At 35.9% G+C, this 21,811-nt stretch carries 18 protein-coding genes, 2 tRNA genes and 1 pseudogene; 12 read left to right on the forward strand and 9 right to left on the reverse strand.

From position 1 onward, the window contains the following. Positions 1-87 precede the first annotated feature (87 nt). From IPP64_14330 to IPP64_14370, 9 genes and pseudogenes are all read left to right on the forward strand, one after another. Positions 88-564 (forward strand): winged helix-turn-helix transcriptional regulator, encoded by a 477-nt coding sequence (locus IPP64_14330; GenBank protein MBL0330559.1) that lies wholly within the window; start codon positions 88-90, stop codon positions 562-564. Positions 565-729: 165 nt separating this feature from the next. Further along, entirely contained in the window at positions 730-903 is a 174-nt protein-coding gene (locus IPP64_14335) for a biotin/lipoyl-binding protein (protein ID MBL0330560.1), read from the forward strand. Between the two features lie 10 nt (positions 904-913). Next, positions 914-1,231 (forward strand): HlyD family efflux transporter periplasmic adaptor subunit, encoded by a 318-nt coding sequence (locus tag IPP64_14340; GenBank protein ID MBL0330561.1) that lies wholly within the window; start codon positions 914-916, stop codon positions 1,229-1,231. Then, positions 1,201-1,635 (forward strand): efflux RND transporter periplasmic adaptor subunit, encoded by a 435-nt coding sequence (locus IPP64_14345; protein MBL0330562.1) that lies wholly within the window; start codon positions 1,201-1,203, stop codon positions 1,633-1,635. The genes IPP64_14340 and IPP64_14345 overlap by 31 nt, the downstream gene beginning before the upstream one ends. A gap of 8 nt (positions 1,636-1,643) precedes the next feature. Next, positions 1,644-4,705 (forward strand): annotated as a pseudogene (locus IPP64_14350) (efflux RND transporter permease subunit). Positions 4,706-4,847: 142 nt separating this feature from the next. Further along, positions 4,848-5,441, forward strand: a complete 594-nt coding sequence (locus IPP64_14355; protein ID MBL0330563.1) for a TolC family protein — start codon at positions 4,848-4,850, stop codon at positions 5,439-5,441. Between the two features lies 1 nt (position 5,442). After that, positions 5,443-5,982, forward strand: coding sequence for a TolC family protein (locus IPP64_14360; protein MBL0330564.1), 540 nt, complete (start codon positions 5,443-5,445; stop codon positions 5,980-5,982). Between the two features lie 80 nt (positions 5,983-6,062). Beyond that, the gene (locus IPP64_14365; protein MBL0330565.1) at positions 6,063-7,550 is read left to right on the forward strand and encodes a tetratricopeptide repeat protein; all 1,488 of its coding nucleotides are present in this window, start codon (positions 6,063-6,065) and stop codon (positions 7,548-7,550) included. 25 nt (positions 7,551-7,575) lie between these two features. Further along, a complete protein-coding gene (locus IPP64_14370) occupies positions 7,576-8,049 on the forward strand; it encodes a SpoIIE family protein phosphatase (protein MBL0330566.1) in 474 nt (157 codons plus the stop codon). 3 nt (positions 8,050-8,052) lie between these two features. Here the strand turns inward: IPP64_14370 and IPP64_14375 are convergent, their stop codons facing one another. From IPP64_14375 to IPP64_14395, 5 genes are all read right to left on the reverse strand, one after another. Further along, a complete protein-coding gene (locus IPP64_14375) occupies positions 8,053-10,455 on the reverse strand; it encodes a TonB-dependent receptor family protein (GenBank protein MBL0330567.1) in 2,403 nt (800 codons plus the stop codon). 46 nt (positions 10,456-10,501) lie between these two features. Continuing rightward, positions 10,502-10,891, reverse strand: coding sequence for a DUF1987 domain-containing protein (locus IPP64_14380; protein ID MBL0330568.1), 390 nt, complete (start codon positions 10,889-10,891; stop codon positions 10,502-10,504). 91 nt (positions 10,892-10,982) lie between these two features. Beyond that, entirely contained in the window at positions 10,983-12,701 is a 1,719-nt protein-coding gene (locus tag IPP64_14385) for a multicopper oxidase domain-containing protein (protein ID MBL0330569.1), read from the reverse strand. A 143-nt stretch (positions 12,702-12,844) separates the two neighbouring features. Further along, positions 12,845-12,929, reverse strand: a tRNA-Leu gene (locus IPP64_14390). 118 nt (positions 12,930-13,047) lie between these two features. After that, positions 13,048-13,123: transfer RNA gene (locus tag IPP64_14395), tRNA-Gly, on the reverse strand. 194 nt (positions 13,124-13,317) lie between these two features. Here IPP64_14395 and IPP64_14400 point away from each other — a divergent pair. Next, complete coding sequence (locus IPP64_14400; protein MBL0330570.1) at positions 13,318-13,680, forward strand: TerB family tellurite resistance protein; 363 nt, start codon at positions 13,318-13,320, stop codon at positions 13,678-13,680. 69 nt (positions 13,681-13,749) lie between these two features. On the opposite strand, the gene mutS is transcribed toward IPP64_14400, so the two are convergent. Continuing rightward, entirely contained in the window at positions 13,750-16,365 is a 2,616-nt protein-coding gene (gene mutS, locus IPP64_14405; protein MBL0330571.1) for a DNA mismatch repair protein MutS, read from the reverse strand. Positions 16,366-16,509: 144 nt separating this feature from the next. Between mutS and IPP64_14410 the strand changes: the two genes are divergently transcribed. Both IPP64_14410 and IPP64_14415 read left to right on the forward strand, forming a co-directional pair. Beyond that, positions 16,510-17,946, forward strand: a complete 1,437-nt coding sequence (locus IPP64_14410) for a glycosyltransferase family 39 protein (GenBank protein MBL0330572.1) — start codon at positions 16,510-16,512, stop codon at positions 17,944-17,946. 4 nt (positions 17,947-17,950) lie between these two features. Then, complete coding sequence (locus IPP64_14415) at positions 17,951-18,481, forward strand: RNA methyltransferase (protein ID MBL0330573.1); 531 nt, start codon at positions 17,951-17,953, stop codon at positions 18,479-18,481. 7 nt (positions 18,482-18,488) lie between these two features. Here IPP64_14415 and IPP64_14420 read toward each other — a convergent pair whose 3' ends face one another. From IPP64_14420 to IPP64_14430, 3 genes are all read right to left on the reverse strand, one after another. After that, complete coding sequence (locus IPP64_14420; GenBank protein ID MBL0330574.1) at positions 18,489-19,142, reverse strand: hypothetical protein; 654 nt, start codon at positions 19,140-19,142, stop codon at positions 18,489-18,491. A 136-nt stretch (positions 19,143-19,278) separates the two neighbouring features. Then, complete coding sequence (locus tag IPP64_14425; protein ID MBL0330575.1) at positions 19,279-21,021, reverse strand: hypothetical protein; 1,743 nt, start codon at positions 21,019-21,021, stop codon at positions 19,279-19,281. Positions 21,022-21,148: 127 nt separating this feature from the next. Continuing rightward, positions 21,149-21,805: a deoxynucleoside kinase gene (locus IPP64_14430; GenBank protein ID MBL0330576.1), complete on the reverse strand. Its 657-nt coding sequence runs from the start codon at positions 21,803-21,805 to the stop codon at positions 21,149-21,151. Positions 21,806-21,811: the final 6 nt, after the last annotated feature.

Consider the following 21,811-nt stretch of genomic DNA (forward strand, 5'->3'; position numbering starts at 1 on the left):
CCCACTTCATTAAACCTTTTCAATAGGTTGTTGTTAAAATAATAGTTAACATTGTAAACTATTAGCAATTTTAACTATTTTTGCAACATGTCGGAACAATTGAATCAATGTATGCCCCTTGGAAAGTACATGGGGGTGCTTACTAAAATTTATTTTGGAGCGCTCAGCAAAAAACTCGAGCATTTGGGTGTGGATCGACATTTCTCTACACTTATTGCTATTGATAAAACAAAAGAAAAATGTACGCAACAATATTTGTCGGATTTACTCAATTTCGACAAAGTGTCCATGGTGCGTATGTTGGATTATTTAGTTGATAAGAAAATGATAGTTCGCACTGTTAATCCGAATGATCGAAGGGAACATATTATTGCTCTAACTCCAAAAGCAATAAAAATTATGCCTGAAATACACAAAGGAATTGCCGAAATGAATGCGATTGCTTTTAAAGGTGTGAACAAGAGTGATCGTGAAATATTTTATTCCTGCCTGACTACAATCTTAAAAAATATTGAATATCTTCCTGCGAATGAGGTGGATATAAAACTCAAAAAAAAGAAATAAAATGAGAATCAAAAATCTTATTATAATCGTGTTGATTGTTGGTGTTTTACTGACAGTAAAATTTTATGTTTTCCTTCTAACTCTTCGAACACGAAGTTCAAAAGGAGGGAGAAAGAAGGAGGAGGAGGACCCAGTAATGTTTCTGCAATAGTCATCAAACCCGAAATGCTGAGTAATGAAGTATATGCGTCCGGAACAATCATGGCCAACGAAGAAGTGGAGCTGCGTCCTGAACTTTCCGGTAAAATAACACAATTGAATTTTACAGAAGGAACAAAAGTGACCAAAGGGCAATTGTTAGTGAAAATAAACGATGCCGATCTTCAAGCAACATTTTAAAAAGTTGCAATTGCAGCATAAGTTGGCAGAAGAAAAATTGAATCGCCAAAAACAGTTGCTTGCCATAAATGGAATTAGTCAAGAAGAATTTGATATCCAACAAAATCAATACGATGTGATAAAAGCAGAAATGGACGTGGCGACTGCACAGATTGCAAAAACAGAAATTCGTGCTCCGTTTGATGGTGTTGTGGGTTTGAAGAGCGTCAGTGAAGGTGCTTATGTTTCTCCTACAACAATTATTGCTAGTATTCAACAAATCAATCCAGCAAAAATTGATTTTTCTGTTTCGGAAAGATATGCTTCTGTTGTAAAAAAAAGGAGATAAGATTATCGTTCACAATAGAAGGAAATAATGAGCAATTAACGGCTCAGGTATTCGCTTTGGAACCTAAAATTGATTTGGCTACCCGCACACTGCATGTTAGAGCAATTTGTTCGAATGCAAAAGGTGAAATTTATCCAGGTGCTTTTGCTCGCGTTCAATTGGCCTTGAACGGCATTGATTCTGCAATGATGGTTCCTACAGAAGCGGTTATTCCTGATTTGAAAGGAAAGAAAGTATATCGAATAAAAAATGGTACTGCGGAAGTGGTAAAAGTGATTACTGGTTTGCGTACCGATCAGAAAATACAAATTACTGAAGGGTTATCAATTGGTGATACCGTTATTGTAAGGGGAATCATGTCGTTGAGACCTGGCGCAGCAGTTAAAGTAACCGAATTAAAATAGGAGTAGGAATGAATATTTCATCAATTAGTATTAACAGACCTGTACTTGCAATTGTGATGTCCATCATCATTGTTTTGTTTGGCGGTATTGGCTACAGTTATTTAGGGGTGCGTGAATATCCTTCTATCGATCCTCCGATTATTACTGTTAAAACCAATTATGCCGGAGCGAATGCAGATGTTATTGAATCACAAATTACCGAGCCGCTCGAAAAAGTATTGAATGGTATCGAAGGAGTGAGAACCATCTCTTCCGCCAGCAACCAAGGTTCTAGCACCATTACTGTAGAGTTTAATTTGGAATCCAATATCGAAGCTGCTGCAAATGATGTGCGCGATAAAGTATCTCAAGCGGTACGTCAGTTGCCGCAAGATATTGATGGCTTGCCAACGGTTACCAAATCGGATGCGAATTCAGATGCTATTTTATCGATGACCATTCAAAGTGATTCCATCAATCAATTAGAGTTAAGTGCCTTTGTGGAGAATGTGGTTGCAGAACGTTTGCAAACAATTCCCGGTGTTAGTACGGTTCAAATCTGGGGACAAAAAAGATATGCCATGCGGATGTGGATGAATCCGGATAAATTGGCGGCTTATGGTTTAACACCGTTGGATGTAAAGCAGGCCCTCGACAAAGAAAATGTAGAATTACCTTCCGGAAAAGTTGCAGGGAATACAACTGAGTTAACAGTAAAAACACTTGGAAAATTAAAAGATGAAGAGCTTTTAATAATATGATTATCCGTTCGGATGGCAATCAGGTGATACGTTTTAAAGATATTGGCTATGCTGTACTTGGTCCCAGAAAATGAAGAAACAATTTTGCGACAATCAGGTGTTCCAATGATTGGATTAGGCGTTGTTCCTCAGCCAGGTGCAAACTATATTGCTATTGCTGATGAATTTTATAAACGTTTGGATCAGATTAAAAAAGATTTGCCAAGAGTTTTTCAAATTGGTATCGCCCTGGACAATACTAAATTTGTAAAGCGTTCGATTCTCGAAGTAAAAGAAACATTGTTGATTGCGATTGTTCTCGTTATCTTAATTATCTATTTATTCTTCAGAGATTGGTTAGTTGCCTTCCGTCCACTCATTGATATTCCTGTATCGTTGATTGGTGCCTTTTTTATTATGTATCTGATGGATTATTCCATTAACGTGTTAACATTACTTGCTATTGTTCTAGCAACAGGACTTGTTGTGGATGATGGAATTGTTGTGACCGAAAATATTTATAAAAAATAGAAGGTGGAATGAATCCGGTTGAAGCTGCGCATAAAGGTTCAAAAGAAATTTTTTTTGCAGTTATTTCTACGTCCATTACGTTGGCTGCAGTGTTTATGCCGGTGATATTTTTAGAAGGATTTGTTGGACGATTGTTTAGGGAATTTGGTGTTGTCATTGCCGGAGCCGTTTTGATATCTGCATTTGTATCCCTCACTCTTACGCCCATGTTAAATGCATACATGGTTCGTAAAAAACCGAAGAAGAGTAAGTTTTATGAAATGACAGAACCATTTTTTGAAAAAATGGTAAGCAGTTATGATAATTCTCTTGGACGTTTTATGAAAAAGCGATGGATTGCATGGATTATTATTGCAGGTAGTTTTGGTATTATTTATACAGTAGGTAGTGAAGTGCAATCTGAATTAGCACCCTTGGAAGATCGCAGTTGGTTCCGTGTTTCTATAACCGCCCCAGAAGGTGCTTCTTATGAATATACGGATGCCTATGTTCAAAAATTTTCTGATTTTATCAATGATTCTATTCAGGAAAAAAGAATTTGCTTAACAGTCACTGCTCCCGGTTTCAGTGGTTCGGGTGCTGTTAATACCGGTTTTGTGCGACTGGCCTTAACAGAGCCGAATGAACGAAAGCGAACCCAGCAGCAAATTGCCGATTATATTACTAAATCAACAAAAGCATTCCCGGAAGCAAAAGCATTTGTGATTCAAGAACAAACCATTTCTTCAGGAGGATCCAGAGGAGGTTTGCCTGTTCAATTTGTTTTACAAGCACCAAATTTTCAAAAGTTGAAAGAAAAACTGCCGTTGTTTTTGGAAGAAGCCAATAAGAGTAAAGTTTTTCAAACCGTGGATGTAAATTTAAAATTCAATAAGCCGGAGTTAAACATTACAATTGATCGGGAAAAAGCAAAAACGATGGGAATCTCTGTAAGTGATATTGCTCAAACGTTACAGTTGGCGTTGAGCGGACAACGCTTCAGTTATTTCAATATGGATGGGAAACAATATCAGGTAATCGGGCAGTTTGAAAGAGCAAAACGTGATGATCCATTGGATTTGAAATCGATGTATGCAAGAAATGCAAAAGGTGAAATGATTCAGTTGGATAATGTTGTGACAATTGTCGAGCAAAGCAGTCCGCCTCAGTTATATCATTACAACCGTTACCAATCTGCAACCGTATCTGCAGGATTAGCTCCCGGAAAAACAATTGGTGATGGAATAAACGAGATGGAATCAATCTCAAAAAAAATATTGGACGATTCTTTTTCTACTTCATTAACTGGTCCTTCACGTGATTTTTCAGAAAGTTCATCCAATGTTATGTTTGCATTTATTCTTGCATTAATAATTATTTATTTGGTTTTGGCGGCTCAGTTCGAAAGTTTTATTGACCCATTAACCATTATGATTACTGTTCCTTTGGCTTTGTGTGGTGCATTGTTGTCCCTTTGGTATTTTAATGAAACGTTAAATATATTTAGTCAAATCGGAATTATTATGTTGATTGGATTGGTGACGAAAAATGGAATCTTAATTGTTGAATTTGCGAATCAATTGAAAGAACAAGGTCGTTCGGTAAAAGAGGCCATTCAGGAAGCTGCAGCGGCTCGTTTACGTCCAATTCTTATGACAAGTATTGCCACTGCATTGGGAGCAATGCCAATTGCTTTGTCGCTAGGTGCAGGAGCAAAAAGTCGAACCGCCATGGGAATTGTTATTGTAGGCGGAATTTTATTTTCATTGGTCTTAACCTTATATGTAATTCCTGCTATTTATTCATATTTTTCAAAAGAACATAAACATGCAAAAAAGTAAATATCTCCTCTTTGTATTTAGTTTTTTTAGTTGATGACGATTTTTGGGCAAGAACAATTAACATTGGAACAGGCAATTTATATTGGCTTGAAAAATAATTATGAAATCAATATTGTAAGAAACAATGCAGTAATTGCTTCCAATGAAAATACCTTGGGCAATAAAGGTCGATCTGCAAGCATCTACCGGCTTAGCGAATAACGCAACGAAGCAAGAGTTTTCCAGTGGTTTGGTTGTTGATAAGAGTGGTGTACAATCCAATAACATCAATGCTGGTGTTTATTTAACATGGACCATCTTTGATGGATTTAAAATGTTTGCTTCGCACAAACGTTTAAATGAATTGGAGTCGATGGGGCTTTTGTCATCAAAAATTCTGATTGAAAATACGTTATCGCAAATTATTGTTACCTATTATAATGTTGTTCGACAAAAGCAACTGATTAAAGGGTTGCAAGAGAATATAAAAATCTCAGAAATACGTTACGAAATTGCTCAAACGAAATTAAATATTGGCTCAGGGTCTAAATTGGATGTGTTGCAGGCGAAAGTAGACATGAATGCACAGTTATCTAATTTATACAAACAACAAACAACGTTGGCAGAGTTAAAAGTATATTTAAATCAAATATTTGCAAGAAATGCAGAGTTGGAATTTGATGTAACAGAGGAAATTCCTGTTGAATTTAAATTGAAATACGAAGAGTTAAAAATGAAATGCACAGAACAATACTGATATTCTTTTTGCACAACGGAATGTTGCATTGTCTAATCAATTACTAAAAGAAACAAAATCACAATTACTTCCAAAGCTAAACTTCAATGCCAATTATTTATTCTCTCGCTCCGAAAATCAAGCTGGCTTTTCATTGTTAAATCAGAATCTTGGGCTAAATTTAGGCGTAACAGCTACTTGGAATATTTTTAATGGATTCAACACGAACAATCAAATAAAAAATGCTAAGCTGAGGATGGAAAATGCGGATTATGAATACAGAACAGCAAAACTACAGGTGGAGCATCGGTTGTTTGTTCAATTTCGAAAATATCAAGAGGACCAAAAATTGTTGGCATTAGAGTCTGAAAATGTGATGTTGGTAAAAGAAGCTGTAACAATTGCACTGGAACGTTTTCGAATTGGTTCAAGTAATGCATTGGAATTGAAAGAAATTCAAAAAAGCTATGATGATGCGCTTACACGATTATCAGATGCGATGTACAATGCAAAGGTGTCAGAAACCAACTTGATGAAGTTGAATGGGAAACTTATAAAATAGTTTTGTTAAATCGACTCTTTTCTTATCCTTTTTGATTAATTCGCATAATTCATTATCTTGTTGTCCTAAACAGCAAATAATTGAAAAAAAGCTACTCCCTCTTTTTTTATCTTTTTCTGCTTCTTTTTGAGCCTATTTTTGCTCAAAATCAAAAGGAAATTGATTCTCTCGAAATAGTCATACCGACTATTAAAGACGATTCAGCAAAGTTGGATGCCATCAATGATTATTGTCGTTATATCGTTGATATTAATCCACATAAATCCATTGATTATGCCAAGAAAGCTTTGCAATTGGCAACCGAAAAAGAATTTCCACTTTACCAAGCAGTTGCAAATATTAATATAGGCAATGGCTATTATAATCTGGCCGATTATAAAACGTGCTTGGATTATTACATTAAGGGTTTAGCAATTCAAGAACGAATTAAGAATAAAAAAGGAATATTGTCATGTTCTGGTGCTATTGGAAATGTTTATATCGGTTTAGGTAAGCCGGATGAAGCATTGAAATATTTTCAAAGAGCCTTAAAGATAGCCTATGAAACGGGTAATAAAAATGGAATTGCCTCCTGCTTGATTTCTATTGGAACCATTTATAGTGATAAAAAAGAGCATAAAAAGTCGTTGGATTATTATTTTGAATCGCTCGAACTGTTTCAGCAAGTTAACAATGAAGATGCTATTGCCACTAACTTGAACAACATTGCCGACTCCTATCTTGAATTAAAAGATTATCCGAAGTCGCTTATCTACATTATAAAAGCAAAAGAGTTATATGAAAAAATCGGTAATGTATATGGACAATCATTAGTGCTCAATAATATTGGTGATTATTATAGTAAAATTGGAAATGAAGAAAAAGCGCTTGAATATTATAAATTAGGTTTAGAAAAGGGCAAGTTGATTACAGCCAATGATCATATTATTCAATCTTATAAAGGGATTTCAAAGTCGTATAAAAAATCGGGCGACTATAAGCAAGCCTTAATTTATCATGAGCTTTTCCAAGAACTGAACGATTCCATCTATAATGTAGAAAGTAGCAACCAGATTGCAGAGATGCAAGCCCGTTTTGATTCAGAAAGAGATGCTCAGGAAATCGCCATTTTAACAAAGGATAAGAAAATTCAAGAGGATGAATTAAATCGTCAGTCGTTGATAACTCGTTCAATTATTGGATTAGGAGGGTTATTGTTGGTGCTAACAATTGTTTTAATCCGTGGAAATAGTCAAAAGAAAAAAGCCAATAAAGAGTTGGATCAAAAAAATCAGAAAATTGAATTGGCTTACAATATTATTGAGGATCAACACAAAGATATTAAGGATAGTATTAATTATGCGAAAAGAATTCAGGAGGCGATTCTCCCACCTGATGCCATTATTAAACAATTGCTTCCTCAATCTTTTATTTTGTATATGCCCAAAGATGTTGTGAGCGGAGATTTTTATTGGGTGGAATCCTGGGGTGGAAAAGTATTCTTTGCTGCCGTTGATTGCACCGGACATGGCGTTCAGGGCCTTAATGAGGTATTGTTGGCTATAATCTTTAGGGAAGTCTGTCAATGAATTTGGTTTATCTCGTTCTAGTCTGGTGCTCAATTCTTTAAGCAAAGATTGGAAAACATTGCGACAAACAGGAAGTGATTCGGAAGTAAAAGATGGAATGGATCTAGCGGTTTGTGCACTCGATCCTAAAACATTAATGCTGGAATATGCCGGAGCATTCAATCCGCTATATATTGTTCGTGATGGTAAAATCATGGAAACCCCTTCTGATAAGATACCTATCGGTAGCTATTTGAATGGCGACTTTAAAAATTATACCAATCATGAAATCCAATTACAAAAAGGGGATACCATTTATATTTTTACGGATGGGTATGCCGATCAATTTGGTGGCGAAAAGGGAAAAAAATTTAAATATAAGTCGTTGCAGCAGTTGTTGCTCTCATTTGAAGGTAAACCAATGGAAGAGCAAAAAAATACACTTCAAACAACGATACAAACCTGGAAAGGAAATTTGGAGCAGGTTGATGATATCTTAGTTATAGGAGTAAGAGTGTAAATTCTATTTTTTCATTTTAATACGGTCGTATTCCTCCTGATTTACCGTTTTATCTCTGTAATCATTGGCTTTCAATTTACCAAATCGATAGTTGAGTGCCAATACAAAGTAATGGGTTTGCTCACGTGATATATAATTTACATCATAGCCCTCCACATTACTCGAACCTCTGTTGTAGGCGGTAGTTAAAATATCGTTGGCAATCACTCGGAGTGTTAGTTTGTCTTTGAAAAATGTTTTCTTAATATTTGCCGATAAATTATAAAAGGGTTCGAATGTAAAGATGCCATCCACGCCTGCTGATGTATATTCAAAGGTCACTTCTAATGAAAAGAATTTCTTTACCCGAAACTCATCATACAAATACATGTAGAACATTGGTTTTGAATTATTGATGACACTCCCGCCACTGTTATAGGAGAATGAATTTACCAAGTATCCGAAATAATTATAAGTGGTCCACCAACTTAACTCGTATGGAATCGTAATTCCGGCTGAATAGGTTTCAGAAAAATTTAAATTTTTTGTTGTTGCAATAAATGCATCGCTACCATCATTTAATTTATCTACCACTAAATTCATTGCACCATTTGTACGGGAATAGCTAAATGTTAAGGACGCTTCCTTCATGTAAATGAGTGATGCTTCAACCGAATGTGTGTAAGCAGGCAAGAGGTAAGGATTCCCTCTAAAAGAAGATAACGAATCAATATAATTTATAAATGGATCCATATCTTGGAAACTCGGTCGGTTGATTCTGCTGGAATAAGTAATGCTCGTGTTTAGATCTTTTGTAAAGTCATAGCCAAAGTATGCGCTTGGGAATAAATTGACGTATTCTCGATCAATCACTTGTGTGTTCGTGGTTTTAGAAAATCCTTCCGACTTTGTGTATTCTGCTCTAAGGCCTATCCGTGCACTTACCTTGTTTTTACTATAACGCAGTTGGGTATATCCTGCGAGGATGTTTTCATTGTAATTGAATCCATTTACATAGCTGGTGTCAGAGATCCATTCACCTGAGGAAGAATAATTTTCAAAATTGATTTTACTGTTATTGGTAATGTAGGAATCCTTTAAACCGGTTTCTAATTTCCATTTTTTATTGAAAGATTTATTCAAATCCATTTGTCCGGTAAAAATTTGGATATTATTTAAACCCGTACTTCTTTTCATTTGAATGTTTGGGTAAATTCCGGTTGAGAGCTGTTGCGTAATATCATCTAGGCTTTTAGAGATGAAATTTCCGTATTGTGCTGTAGCAGAGAATTCACTATTCAGAGAATCTAATTTTTTTGTGAAATTGATGTTGGCGGTATTATTTATTGTTAGTGGTTTCTGGGTGGTGTTTGTTTGAATTGCCAATTCAGGGATGTCATTTTTATAGATGTCATTGATATTGCTGATTTTATTTTTATTTTGGGAGTAAAAGCCATTGTATTGAATGCTAATTGACTTTGCAGAGTCGATATGATAGGTGATTCCGGCTCTGTAGTTATTTGAATTTGTTTGATTGTTAATGGTTTCAATTTTGTTTTTCATAACTGTAAAAGTGCTGTCGTTACTTTTGATAGAACGAAAGTATTCATCGGAACTCCAGTCTTTTCCATGAGGGAATCCGTAGCTGATAAATGTAGACCACTTTTTACGTTTGTAATTGAAGCGCAAACCTGAATAAGTAAATAGATTTTTGCCATAAAGGGTGTTGTGTATCAAGTTTCCGTTGTATCCTTCCAGGTTATTCTTTTTTGTAATAATATTAATGACAGCCTTCCCGCTGGCATCATATTTAGCGGATGGATTGGAAATAATTTCAATCTCTTTTATTTCAGTAGATGAAATTGTTTTTAAAATGTCAGCAGATGCAATGAGTTGACCATCCAAATAAATGATTGCATTTCCTTTTCCAAAAACAGCAACATTATCATTATTGTCAATCATAACGGTGGGCGATTTTTTTAATACATCCAGTATGGTTCCCGCATTGCTCAATACCGAGTTTTCAACATTTACCTTAACTCTTTCACCATCACGCTCAAAGAGTGGCAGCTTGGATACTACTTCCACTTCTTTAAGATTTGTATTCGTTTTTAGTTGAACGACTCCAATATCAATGAGTGTATCTGTTTCATTTTTGTTAATGGATTGGAAATAGTCTTCAAATCCCAAGGAAGTAATTTTGAGAAGGGTTGTGCTTTCTGAAATGCCTGTTATTTTAAATTGTCCGGATAGAAATACATCCCCTTTAATAATGGAGGAATCCTTAACCGAAAGAAGGATGATGTTCCCAAGTTCAATTGGTTGTTGGTTAGCGTCTGTTACCGTTCCCTGTATAGAAAAGTTTTGCGCGAGGCTGAACTGGAAGCTGAAACACACTAAAAGTGTGAGAAATTTAAGTTTAGTCATACAGTCCTATAACGGTGTGATTTTAAAAAGATACAGCAAATGACAATTATTTCTCAATCACCACAAAATTAAATTTGATTTTTGCTTCCGTTTCGATGCTTTTACCGAGTTCGTATGATTCATCTTCATCATTTTCATCCGATTGATGCAACCAGATTACTTGTACAGCATTTCCTGAAGCATGTAATTGAGCAATCTTTTTTACAATGGTGGTAAGGTATTTAACTGAAACAGAATGGAAATAATCAACGTTGACTTCTAAAACCGTAGTGATATGTGGATTTTGGAGGTATTTTGCCAGCCATTCATTGATTGGCTTATAAAAATCAAATGCATCAGAAGAATAGGATCGTCCTCCGATAAATAATTTTCCTGTTTTTGAATTAAAATTAATCTCAGGCGTTTTTTCTGTGCCGATTACAATAAGCTGTTCCATCCTGTAAAGATAACGATGGCAATTAATAAAAACAATAGTTTATTGTTTTTTGGTATTCAAGGGTTCGGAGCTATGGAGGTTTCTAGAGGTTTTATTTTGATAGGATAATTTTTCTACGAGTAATTCCACTTTTTAAAAAGATTTCTATCAGATAGGAGCCAGATGAAAAGCCCACTAAATCTACTTCGAAATCTGTCGAATCGATTTCGTTTTTGGAATAAACGATGCGTCCTGTATTATCCATCAAAACAATGGATTGAATGATCTCACCTGTAGTATTTCGGATAATGAATTTGTCAACTGTAGGATTTGGAAAAGCAAGTAACTCGTTGTTCTTCTTTTCTGATTCCTCTATTCCAACACCCGAAGGGCAGCTGACAATAAATTGTCCCATCATGCCATCGTCTTCATGTGGAAGCATGTGGCAATGGTACATATAGGTTGCCATTGAATCACAAAATGTTTCAAATTTGGTAATAAATTTCACCGTTTGCATAGCCGGAACCAATACCACATCTTTTCTTCCAAGCATATTTGCCGGAGGTGCAGCTCCATTTATTTCAGTAATATAAAATTGCACGTCATGAATATGAAACGGGTGTGCAATCGGTGATTGGTTGTTTAATGTCCATACTTCAATGTTGTTTAACGGAATAGTGTAGTTAACGGTATTCATATCAAAGCTCGTACTGTTAATTAAAAAGGGGCCTTGAATTGCCGTTGGCCCCATGGTGGTTGATGTGAATGTAAGCGTTTTAAATGCTACAGCACTTGCTGTTGGCCATGGACTATTGGCGATTAATGTACTTGGGATAGTTGTAATGGGTGCTGCTGTTTGTGCAATTACGTTAATCGTCATCAGTTGAAAATCATTCCCGTTCAATACATTTGTGGCGTATCCCGGAATGATTTGTCCGGGTCCCATTCCCGGCTGTAATGCCCCGTAAGTAGCGTTAGGTAGTTCAGATGCGAAACTCAAAATATCAATACTTTGTCCTTCTTTTCCAATTAAATCTACAAGTATTTCTGCTCTTTCACCCGGAGCTAAGCGAAGTCGGGTTAATAAAACAGGTGCATCTAATAATCCTCCATCGGTTGTGATTTGATAAAATGGTAAGTCACCTTCCAGTCCGATGTTGTAAACTCGTTCGGAAGAAGCATTTAAAATTCTGAAACGAACAATTTGAGCGGGGGTGGGCAGGTAAGCATCAAGTGTCCCATTCACGAGCATCACACTATCATAAGCATTATCAATTTCAATTTCTTTGGTTGGACCAAAACATTTTGATTGAAGTACAAGTGGGAAATCATCCACCGCATATCTTCTCGGAAGGTTTAATGCGGCCTCCAATGTATCGCGAACGATAATCATTCCTGCCGCTCCAAGTGTTGCGTGTGCATTTGTCATCATGTGTAAATGTGGATGGTACCAAAATGTTGCTGCATGGTCTCGTACCTTAAACATCGGATTCCAAGTGGATGCAGGAGGAATAACGATGTGCGGGCCGCCATCATTCATTGCAGAAACATGTAAACCATGCCAGTGAATCGTAGTAGTATCCATTAGTTGGTTGTTTACTTGAATACTGATGGAGTCCCCTTGGTTGAGCAAAAGCGTAGGGCCAAGATAATTGGCATTTATCCCGTATGTATTTGTTGTAAAGCCTGTATAAAAGACTTTAGATGTATCGTAGATATTCAAATTGAAATTTGTTCCGGACAATGTATCTGGTATTGCTAAAAGGTTTTGTGCGGTACCTAATTTTGCAGTTAATGCAAGCACGATTAAAATATGAATGATTTTTTTCATTTTGATTGAAGTTAACAAAGTAGAATGATGGTCAAAGATAAGTTGGCATCGGGCTTATTTCTGCAACATTTGTTACACAAATGAAAGTTAGAATGAGTATAGGTAAGAACTAAAAAAGCCTCTCATCTCTGAGAGGCTTCTTGTACCCGGGATCGGACTTGAACCGATACGTCCGCAATGGACACAGGATTTTAAGTCCTGCGTGTCTACCAATTCCACCACCTGGGCATTCTGCGTGGCTACCATCCCGATAGCTATCGGGACCACCATCTGGACACTCTACTGAGCATAGCACTCAGTACTCTAAAAAAATACCCTCTCAATCAACTAAGGAGAGGGTTTCCTTTGGAGCGAAAGACGGGGTTCGAACCCGCGACCTCGACCTTGGCAAGGTCGCGCTCTACCAACTGAGCTACTTTCGCATGTTATTTCAATCTATAATCCATAAAAAACGAGCTTTTCTGGATAAAACCCCAATTTCTTGGATTGGGATTGCAAAAGTAAGTATTTTTTTAATTCTGCAAAATATTTCCACTAAAATCAATCGATTTTAATTTTAAAGAGTTTATAGGCCAAATGCTCATAAAACGTATATTTATGGTGAAATTTTGAAGTTATGGCAAAAATGAACAAAGTAATGGCAGGATATCATATGTTAATGATTCTGTCGCAGGTAGACGGTGATTTTGATACCGCTGAGGGTAAAGTTATTGTGAAATACTTAAAAGATGCGTTTCCGTTCCGTGTTGATTTGGATAGTGAAATGGCAGTTTTAAGTGCATTGCCCAAGGAAGACTACTTTATGCATTTTAATAACGCCATGAACGATTTCTATGAAGATTCTATTCCTCAAGAACGTGTTGATTTTTTGAATTTTGCCGTGAAAATGGTAAAAGCCGATAAAAAAATTACTGCTGAAGAAAATAAATACCTGAAAGAATTATTTTTTGCCTGGGAATCAGAGTACGAAGGAGCTTAGTGAAATGCTGATTTATAAGTTGGAGTTATAATCTTTTTAATATAAATAGTTCTCCATTCATCATTTAATTTATCCCCCAATCATCTTTTTTATTTCGTTTAACTTCATCAATGCTTCTACTGGAGTTAATGTATTAATATCCGTTTTTTGAAGTTCGTCTTTGATGTTTTCTAAAACAGGATCATTGAGTTGGAAAAAACTCAATTGCATCTTTTCATTTGTTGGTGGTGGACTTTGGATTGTAGACTGAAAACCCTCTTGCTTCTTGGTTCTTGGTTCTTGTTTTTTATTTCCGCTTTCTCGCTGGCTCTCTAGTCCGGCAAGTACTTCATTCGCTCTGTCCAATACCTTTTTCGGCATCCCGGCCATTTTTGCTACATGTATACCAAAGCTATGTTCACTTCCTCCGGCAACCAACTTGCGCATGAATAAAATTTTATTCCCTATTTCTTTCACAGAAACATTGTAGTTTTTTATGCGAGGAAAGGTATTCGTCATCTCATTTAACTCGTGATAATGGGTTGCAAACAATGTTTTTGCTTTCGCTGTTGGATTTTCGTGAATAAATTCTGCAATTGCCCAAGCAATGGAAATGCCATCGTAGGTAGAGGTTCCTCTGCCAATTTCATCGAGTAGGATTAAACTCTTATTGGATAAATTATTTAAGATGCTTGCCGTTTCATTCATCTCCACCATAAACGTTGATTCACCGGATGAAATATTGTCCGATGCACCAACCCGGGTAAATATTTTATCTACCAAACCTAAATTCGCATGTTTGGCAGGAACAAAACTGCCCATTTGTGCCATCAAAACAATTAATGCCGTTTGACGCAACAATGCGGATTTACCACTCATATTTGGACCCGTAATCATAATTAATTGTTGAGTCGTATTGTCGAGGTAAACATCATTGGTAATATATTCTTCACCAATAGGTAATTGTTTTTCTATTACGGGATGACGACCATCTTTGATGTCTAATACATCATTTTCGAAAATATGTGGACGCACATAATTGTTTTTTTGAGCAATGTTTGCAAACGAGAGCAAGCAATCAATACGAGCAATCAATGAGGCATTTAATTGGATAATGGAAATGTAATCCATTAACTCAATTACTAAATCGTTGAAGAGTTTTAATTCAAGTGCTTGGATTTTTTCTTCAGCCCCTAATATTTTTTCTTCATAAATTTTTAATTCCGGTGTGATGTAGCGCTCCGCTCCGGTTAGTGTTTGCTTTCGCATCCAATCTCCGGGTACTTTATCTTTATGGGTATTGGTTACTTCTAAATAATAGCCGTACACATTGTTGAAGCCTACTTTTAATGAAGTAATTCCCGTCTTCTCACTTTCACGTTGTTGAATTTGTAATAAAAAATCTTTTCCCGAGCCCGAAATGTTTCGCAATTCATCCAACTCCGCATTTACGCCCTCTGCAATCACATTCCCTTTTGCAATTAAATAGGGTGGGTCGCTGGTAATTTCTTTTTCAATTCGATCTACTACATTTTTGCAGGCATTTAATTGTCCTGCAATTTTTTCTAAAGAGGTGTTTCCTGATTTGCTGCAAATGCTTTTAATTGGCTCAATTGCAGCAAGTGCTCGTTTTAATTGTACTACTTCTTTTGGTGAAATGCGTGCGGTTGCAACTTTTGAAATGATGCGTTCGATATCTCCGATTAATTCGATTTGTGCAATGATTTGTTCGCTTACCTCACTGGTCGATAAAAAATAATCCACCACATCCAATCGTTCTTCAATAGGTGCTTTATCTTTTAGAGGTAATGCCAGCCAACGTTTCAACATACGCGAACCCATCGGTGAAATGGTCGCATCAATCACATCAATCAAAGTGGTTGCATTGTAATTGTGGGAGCCAAACAATTCTAAATTTCGAACCGTGAATCGATCCAGCCACACATATTTTTCTTCTTCAATGCGTGAAATGGTAGAAATGTGTTTTACTTTATCATGCGCTGTATCTGCCAGATAGTGCATGGCTGCTCCGGCTGCAGCAATTCCTTCGGTGAGTTCTTCAATCCCAAACCCTTTCAATGATTTGGTGCCAAAATGTTTTAATAATGCTTCGGTTCCAAATTCATGTGTAAAAGCCCAATCATCTAATCCATAATTGTAAAATTTATCACCGAACGTTTCCAGAAATAATTTTTTCTTGTTTTTTTGAAAGAGAACTTCTGTTGGTTTAAATGTTTGTAGTAGTTTGTCGATATAATCCAAATTACCCTGTGCAACAAGAAACTCACCGGTAGAAACATCTAAAAAGGAAACACCGGATACTTTTTCTGTCATGTATACACTGGCCAAAAAATTATTGTTTTTATGATCCAGCACTTTGTCGTTGTAAGAAACGCCTGGAGTAACTAATTCGGTTACGCCACGTTTTACAATCGTTTTGGTCATTTTTGGATCTTCCAGCTGATCACAAATCGCCACACGTTGTCCGGCTCTCACCAATTTGGGTAAATAGGTATCCAATGAATGATGCGGAAATCCTGCTAACTCAATGAAGGAGGCATATCCATTGGCGCGTTTGGTGAGTACAATTCCTAATATGTTGGCAGCTTTTATTGCATCACTTCCAAATGTTTCATAAAAATCACCCACACGAAACAATAATAATGCATCCGGATATTTCGCCTTGATGGTATTGTATTGTTTCATGAGCGGAGTTTCCTCTGCCGTTTTTCCTTCTTTTACACTAGTCGCTTTCTTTGCCATTTTTGTAAAAATACAAAACCTATACACACCCCAAATACAAAGTTTTTAACAGGTTTTAAGCATTCTTTTTATAGCTTTGTTATCAAGATGACTGCCAATACAGCCTTTTCTGTTTTTAGAGAAAAATATGCGTCCGATATTCGCTTTTGGATCGTGCTATTTTTTATTGTTCGATTGTTTGGAATTACGGATCCGCCTTTGGAAATAGCACATAACTGGCGACAAGTGACAGGAGATATGGTCGCTAGAAATTTCTACGAATTGGATTCCAATATTTTATATCCGCGTTTAGATATTGGTGGAGAAAAAACGGGCATCACCGGAACAGAATTTTCGGTTCTAAACTACCTCTTGTATTTACTATCCCTTGTTTTTGGTTTTCACGATTGGTTTGGCAGATTAATCAATCTTTTTGTTTCTTCTCTTGGGGTTCTATATTTCTATAAGTTATTGAAATTTAAATTTGATGAAAGATTCTCTTTCACAGCATCCTTCATCCTTTTAACATCCATGTGGTTTATGTTTTCTCGCAAAACGATGCCGGATACATTTAGCACCTCGCTGGTAATTATTGCACTTTATTTTGCGTTCGATTTTTTCAAAACTTCTAAATTTAAAAGTGCTATTTTTTATTTTCTATTGGTTACGTTGGGTGTACTCAGTAAAATACCTGCCATTTATCTGTTAATGATTTTATGTTTTCCCATTTTTGACAAGGATGTTTTATTGAAGAATAAATTGTGGATTTCCTTTTTCACCGGATTAATGCTTGTTCCAGTGTATTGGTGGTATTTTTTGTGGGTTCCATATTTGGTTCAGGAGTTTGGTTTTGAACATTATTATATGGGAACTTCTTTTTCAAACGGGTTTCATGAAATCGCTTCAAACATTCAACCCACGTTGGAGAAATTTTATTTCGATGTATTTAAGTTCATTGGCTTTGCTGTTTTCCTCATCGGTTTTGTTCTTTCAATTATTAAAAAGGAAAAATCGATTTTGCTGATATCCGGATTGTGCAGCTTGGCTTTTGCCGTATTTATGCTGAAAGCAGGAAGCAATTTTTATCATCACAGCTATTACATCGTTCCTTTTGTTCCAATTATGTGTTTGTTTGTAGCCTATGCAATTGGTTTTGTTAAAAATAAAACAGTGTATTTGCTTATAATATCAATCATTGTTGTGGAGAGCATTGCCAATCAACAGCACGATTTTTTCATTAAAAAATCAGAAGTGTATAAATTGTCATTAGAAACGATTGCGAATAGCGTTTCACAGCCAACGGATTTGATTGCTATTAATGGTGGAAAGAACCCACAATTGATGTATTTTACGCATCGTAAAGGGTGGACATTGGAGTCAGAACAACTAAAATCAGAAATATACCTGATTGATATTGTAAACAAAGGTTGTAAATATTTGTTTTTGGATAAGCATTCTGCATCCATTGGTGATGTCGGTATTAAAATAATGTATTCTAAGGTTTTCGAAAATGAAGATTTTATTGTACTTTCACTAAGGAAATAAAAAAATGAGAAAGTTATCCAATCAAGAACTTGAGCGTAAGTCGGTAGAAGAATTTAAGAGTTCCTCTAAAACGCCTGTTATTATTGTACTTGATAATGTTCGCAGTTTGAACAACGTGGGTTCGGTATTTCGTACAGCGGATGCTTTTTTGGTTGAAGCAGTATATTTATGCGGAATCACGGGTACACCTCCAAATAAAGAAATTCAAAAAACGGCTTTGGGTGCTACTGAAAGTGTATCCTGGAAGTATTTTAAAACAACCTTGGATGCTGTTCAAGAATTGAATGATAATAAATACATTGTGTATGCCATAGAGCAGGCAGAATCAGCCATTATGCTCAATAACTTTCTACCCAGCAAAAAGCAAAAAATTGCAATTATCTTTGGGAATGAGGTAAAGGGGGTTGATCAAGAAGTGATTGATGCTAGCACAGATGTAATTGAAATTCCCCAGTTAGGCACCAAGCACTCGTTAAATATTTCCGTGAGTGTTGGGGTAGTGATGTGGGATCTTTTCCTCAAATTAGGAAGATAAACAACTACTACTTTTTCTTAGGTGGCGTCTTTTTTGAGTTCAAACTTGTATCTTTTTGAGCTTCCTGTAAAGAATAATATTTCTTATACATCTTTTTCAATTCTACATTCACCTTATTCGTATAACTTACATCGTATTGGAAGGTGCCCAAACTGGGACTATACGTAATTTTTGCGATTGGCGCATTAAGAACGGTTACATCCAATCCTGCTATCTCTTCAAAAATATCTACATCACAGCTGAAACTAAATATGTCCCGATCCTTGGCAGGGACATGGGTGTTAATAGCAATTGATTTGGCAACAAATCCTTTTTTGAAAATTTGTATCCGGACGTTTTTGTCTAAAGGGATTTTTATGGTGCATTTCCCTTTTTTGTTTGTCCAGGTCTTGGTCATAGGAACATCGGTACCAAATACAGTAATCAATACACTATCCAGTGGAAGGGACTCCGTTTCTTTTTCCTGGCCTTTGGATTGGCGAACAGTTGCTTTTAATTCGAGGTAATAATCATTTGATTTAGCGGAATCAATCTTTTCTTTAGGCGTCTTCGCGATAGGTTTTTTTGCTGCATTCGGATTTGTTTTTTCCTGCGAAAAGCAGGTTGAAACAAATGAAAGAAGTAAAATAGGAACAATTAAAATGAAACCAATCTTTTTCATAATCGTAATTTTTACACTATTTAGGAGTATTAACTTGTACAAACATAAAACAAATACCGTTCCGTTTAACAGGACAGCCATAAAACAAAACGTCCCACCCTTTTTTGGGGTAGGACGCTTAAAAAAAGGACAAAAATTAGTTGATTAATGCTTTGAATTCAGCATTTTCTCTGAATTTGATAAACTCTGCATCATCTTTCGCCATTTGTTTGAATGAAGCATCTTTTTGGATTGCTACTTTCAAGTTGCTAACTAAAACGTCTGCTTTGTTTTGACGAGCACCAGCTACTGCTTTTAAGTAGAAAGACAATGCTGCATCTTTATCGTTTGCAGAGTTGTCAATTGTTGACATCGCACCATCAGTGTTTCCGTTTAACAATTTAGCTAAAGCTGCATTGAAAGAGTTTTCAGAACCAAAGTTACTTACAGCTGCAGGATAGTTACCATTTTGAATTTCAACAATTCCCATGTTGTAAGCTACTTCTGGACCAGCAGAACCTGCTTGTTTGTACAATTCCATAGCTGCTTTACGATCACCTTTCCAACGAGCAACAATACCTAAGTTGTTTTTGATAATAGGGTTGTTAGCGGATAAACCATCTGCTTTTTTGAAAGAAGCTTCTGCATCATTCAATTTATTTTGCATCAAGTAAATCATACCTACGTTGTTAGATGTTCTCCAGTCAGATGCATATTTTGCTTCTGCTTTTTTGTAGATATCTAATTTTGTATTTAAATCAGTTGTTAATGTAGCAGCGTAAAGAATTTCTTCTACTGATAAACTATCCGGTGCAGAAGCAGCTAATTTAGAAATTTGCTCATCTGTACGGCTTTTCACATCCACATTTAAAGTAAGAACTGATCTACGTAATTTTGGTAAAATACTTTCAGCAACTTCAGTATATGTTTTTGATAAATTTTTGATTTCTTTTTCACGTGTTTCTCCGTCAGGATACATTGTTAATACACGTAAGATTAATTCTTTGTCAGCGATAGAAGATGCTTCCATTGCTTTTTTGAATCCATCCCAATCCTCAGCAGTTGTTACTTTGTTGTAGAATACTTCTTTAGAAGCAGTATCAACTTTTGATTTTTTATCTTTAAACATTGCCATCATCGACTTAGTCGCTTCTTTAGCACGATTTTCAGCTAATTCACCGTTGCGTGATAATTCACCATCCGGAGAAGCATAAGCAGATACGTTCATGTTTTTGAAGATTACATTAGGGTTTTTTGTTGCACCCATCACATATTCTTTGAATGTTTTCATTTCAGCACTTGTCATTTCTGAACCACGCACCTGAGATTGGTTGATGGTAAAGAAAATGTTTGTTGTTTCTGAATGAGGAACAATTTTTTGGAAATTATCTTTTCCAATAATTGCTTTATCATCTGCTTTTACTAATAAAGGCGTAACGATTGTTCCGTCAGCTACTTTTTTAGCAGGCAAATCTTTAACTTTTTTCTTTACTTGACCAGCAGCTCTAAGTTCCAATGTAGCAACTTTCATTTCCGGCATATACGCGATTTTCTCAGAAGTGTAAGAGAAACTTCCTCCTGTTTTGTTCGCGATTTTTTGTCCTTGAACACCTTCTACTTTTTCACCAATCAAAACAACCGGTTTTAAAGCTTTTTCGCCACCGTTGTATTTAATTACAGGGATTGTTGTTACTGTAGCCTTTTTAGGGAATACTTTTGCAGGATAAGTACCTGTAATACTTACAGTCATACTGTCACCATGCATTTCCATTGGATCAGGGGTTACTTTATAGGTAATTTTATCGGCATTTTTCACCAATTTACCTAATCCCGAACAAGACGTCAAAGCAACTGCCGTAGCAACAGCTAAACCTAGAGTTTGTAAAGATTGATTTTTCATTTTATTGATTTTAGTTCAGATTTTAGATTGATTCGCTTTTGTTGTAATTGTACTATAAGGTGCAAAAATAATTAAATTTTTAAATAATGAAAGTTTTTAAGCAATTATATCCGCATAAAATCACGATTTATTCACGTTCTTCCAATTTTAGATGGGTTATTCCTAAGGGGTAATCTTGTTCTATTGCTTGCACCACCCGTTTGTAATCCCTGCTATTGTTGGCATAATCCAATTTGTTGATATCCATAATCAGGATTCTTTGCTCCGGAAGTTGCTTTAGGAACTCGAAATACCCTGTTTGTATCTTTATTAAATAGTCGTCAGTGATATTTTGCTCATAAATTCGGCCTCTTTTTTTGATATTTTGCTGTAATCGGTCAATATCGTGGTATAAATACACTAAAATGTCGGGTTTTGGCAGTGAATCATGAATAATATGAAAAAGTTTGGTGTACAAACCAAATTCATCTTCTTTTAAATTCGATTTTGCAAAAATCAGTGATTTCACAAAATAATAATCAGCAATGATTCCGTTTTTGAAAATATCTTGATTCGAAAGTTCTTTTTTCAGTTGATGGTATCGTTCTGCTAAAAAAGAAAGTTCCAATGGAAATGCATGTTTCTCCGGCTCCGCATAAAATTTTGGCAAAAAGGGGTTTTCTGCAAATTGTTCCAATATCAATTGGGCATTTTTTTCTTCTGCCATCTTTGTGGCAAGTGTTGTTTTGCCGGCCCCAATATTGCCTTCTATGACGATAAAATTATATGATGATTTAGGATTCAGGATTAG

It is taken from the genome of Bacteroidota bacterium, assembly GCA_016722565.1.
Lineage (GTDB): Bacteria > Bacteroidota > Bacteroidia > 2-12-FULL-35-15 > 2-12-FULL-35-15 > 2-12-FULL-35-15.

Coding starts and splice junctions, on each gene's coding strand:
- IPP64_14330 (MBL0330559.1), top strand. CDS start 88: ATGTCGGAACAATTGAATCAATGTATGCCCCTTGGAAAGTACATGGGG.
- IPP64_14335 (MBL0330560.1), top strand. CDS start 730: ATGCTGAGTAATGAAGTATATGCGTCCGGAACAATCATGGCCAACGAA.
- IPP64_14355 (MBL0330563.1), top strand. CDS start 4,848: ATGAAAATACCTTGGGCAATAAAGGTCGATCTGCAAGCATCTACCGGC.
- IPP64_14375 (MBL0330567.1), bottom strand. CDS start 10,455: ATGACTAAACTTAAATTTCTCACACTTTTAGTGTGTTTCAGCTTCCAG.
- IPP64_14380 (MBL0330568.1), bottom strand. CDS start 10,891: ATGGAACAGCTTATTGTAATCGGCACAGAAAAAACGCCTGAGATTAAT.
- IPP64_14385 (MBL0330569.1), bottom strand. CDS start 12,701: ATGAAAAAAATCATTCATATTTTAATCGTGCTTGCATTAACTGCAAAA.
- IPP64_14400 (MBL0330570.1), top strand. CDS start 13,318: ATGGCAAAAATGAACAAAGTAATGGCAGGATATCATATGTTAATGATT.
- mutS (MBL0330571.1), bottom strand. CDS start 16,365: ATGAAACAATACAATACCATCAAGGCGAAATATCCGGATGCATTATTA.
- IPP64_14410 (MBL0330572.1), top strand. CDS start 16,510: ATGACTGCCAATACAGCCTTTTCTGTTTTTAGAGAAAAATATGCGTCC.
- IPP64_14415 (MBL0330573.1), top strand. CDS start 17,951: ATGAGAAAGTTATCCAATCAAGAACTTGAGCGTAAGTCGGTAGAAGAA.
- IPP64_14420 (MBL0330574.1), bottom strand. CDS start 19,142: ATGAAAAAGATTGGTTTCATTTTAATTGTTCCTATTTTACTTCTTTCA.
- IPP64_14425 (MBL0330575.1), bottom strand. CDS start 21,021: ATGAAAAATCAATCTTTACAAACTCTAGGTTTAGCTGTTGCTACGGCA.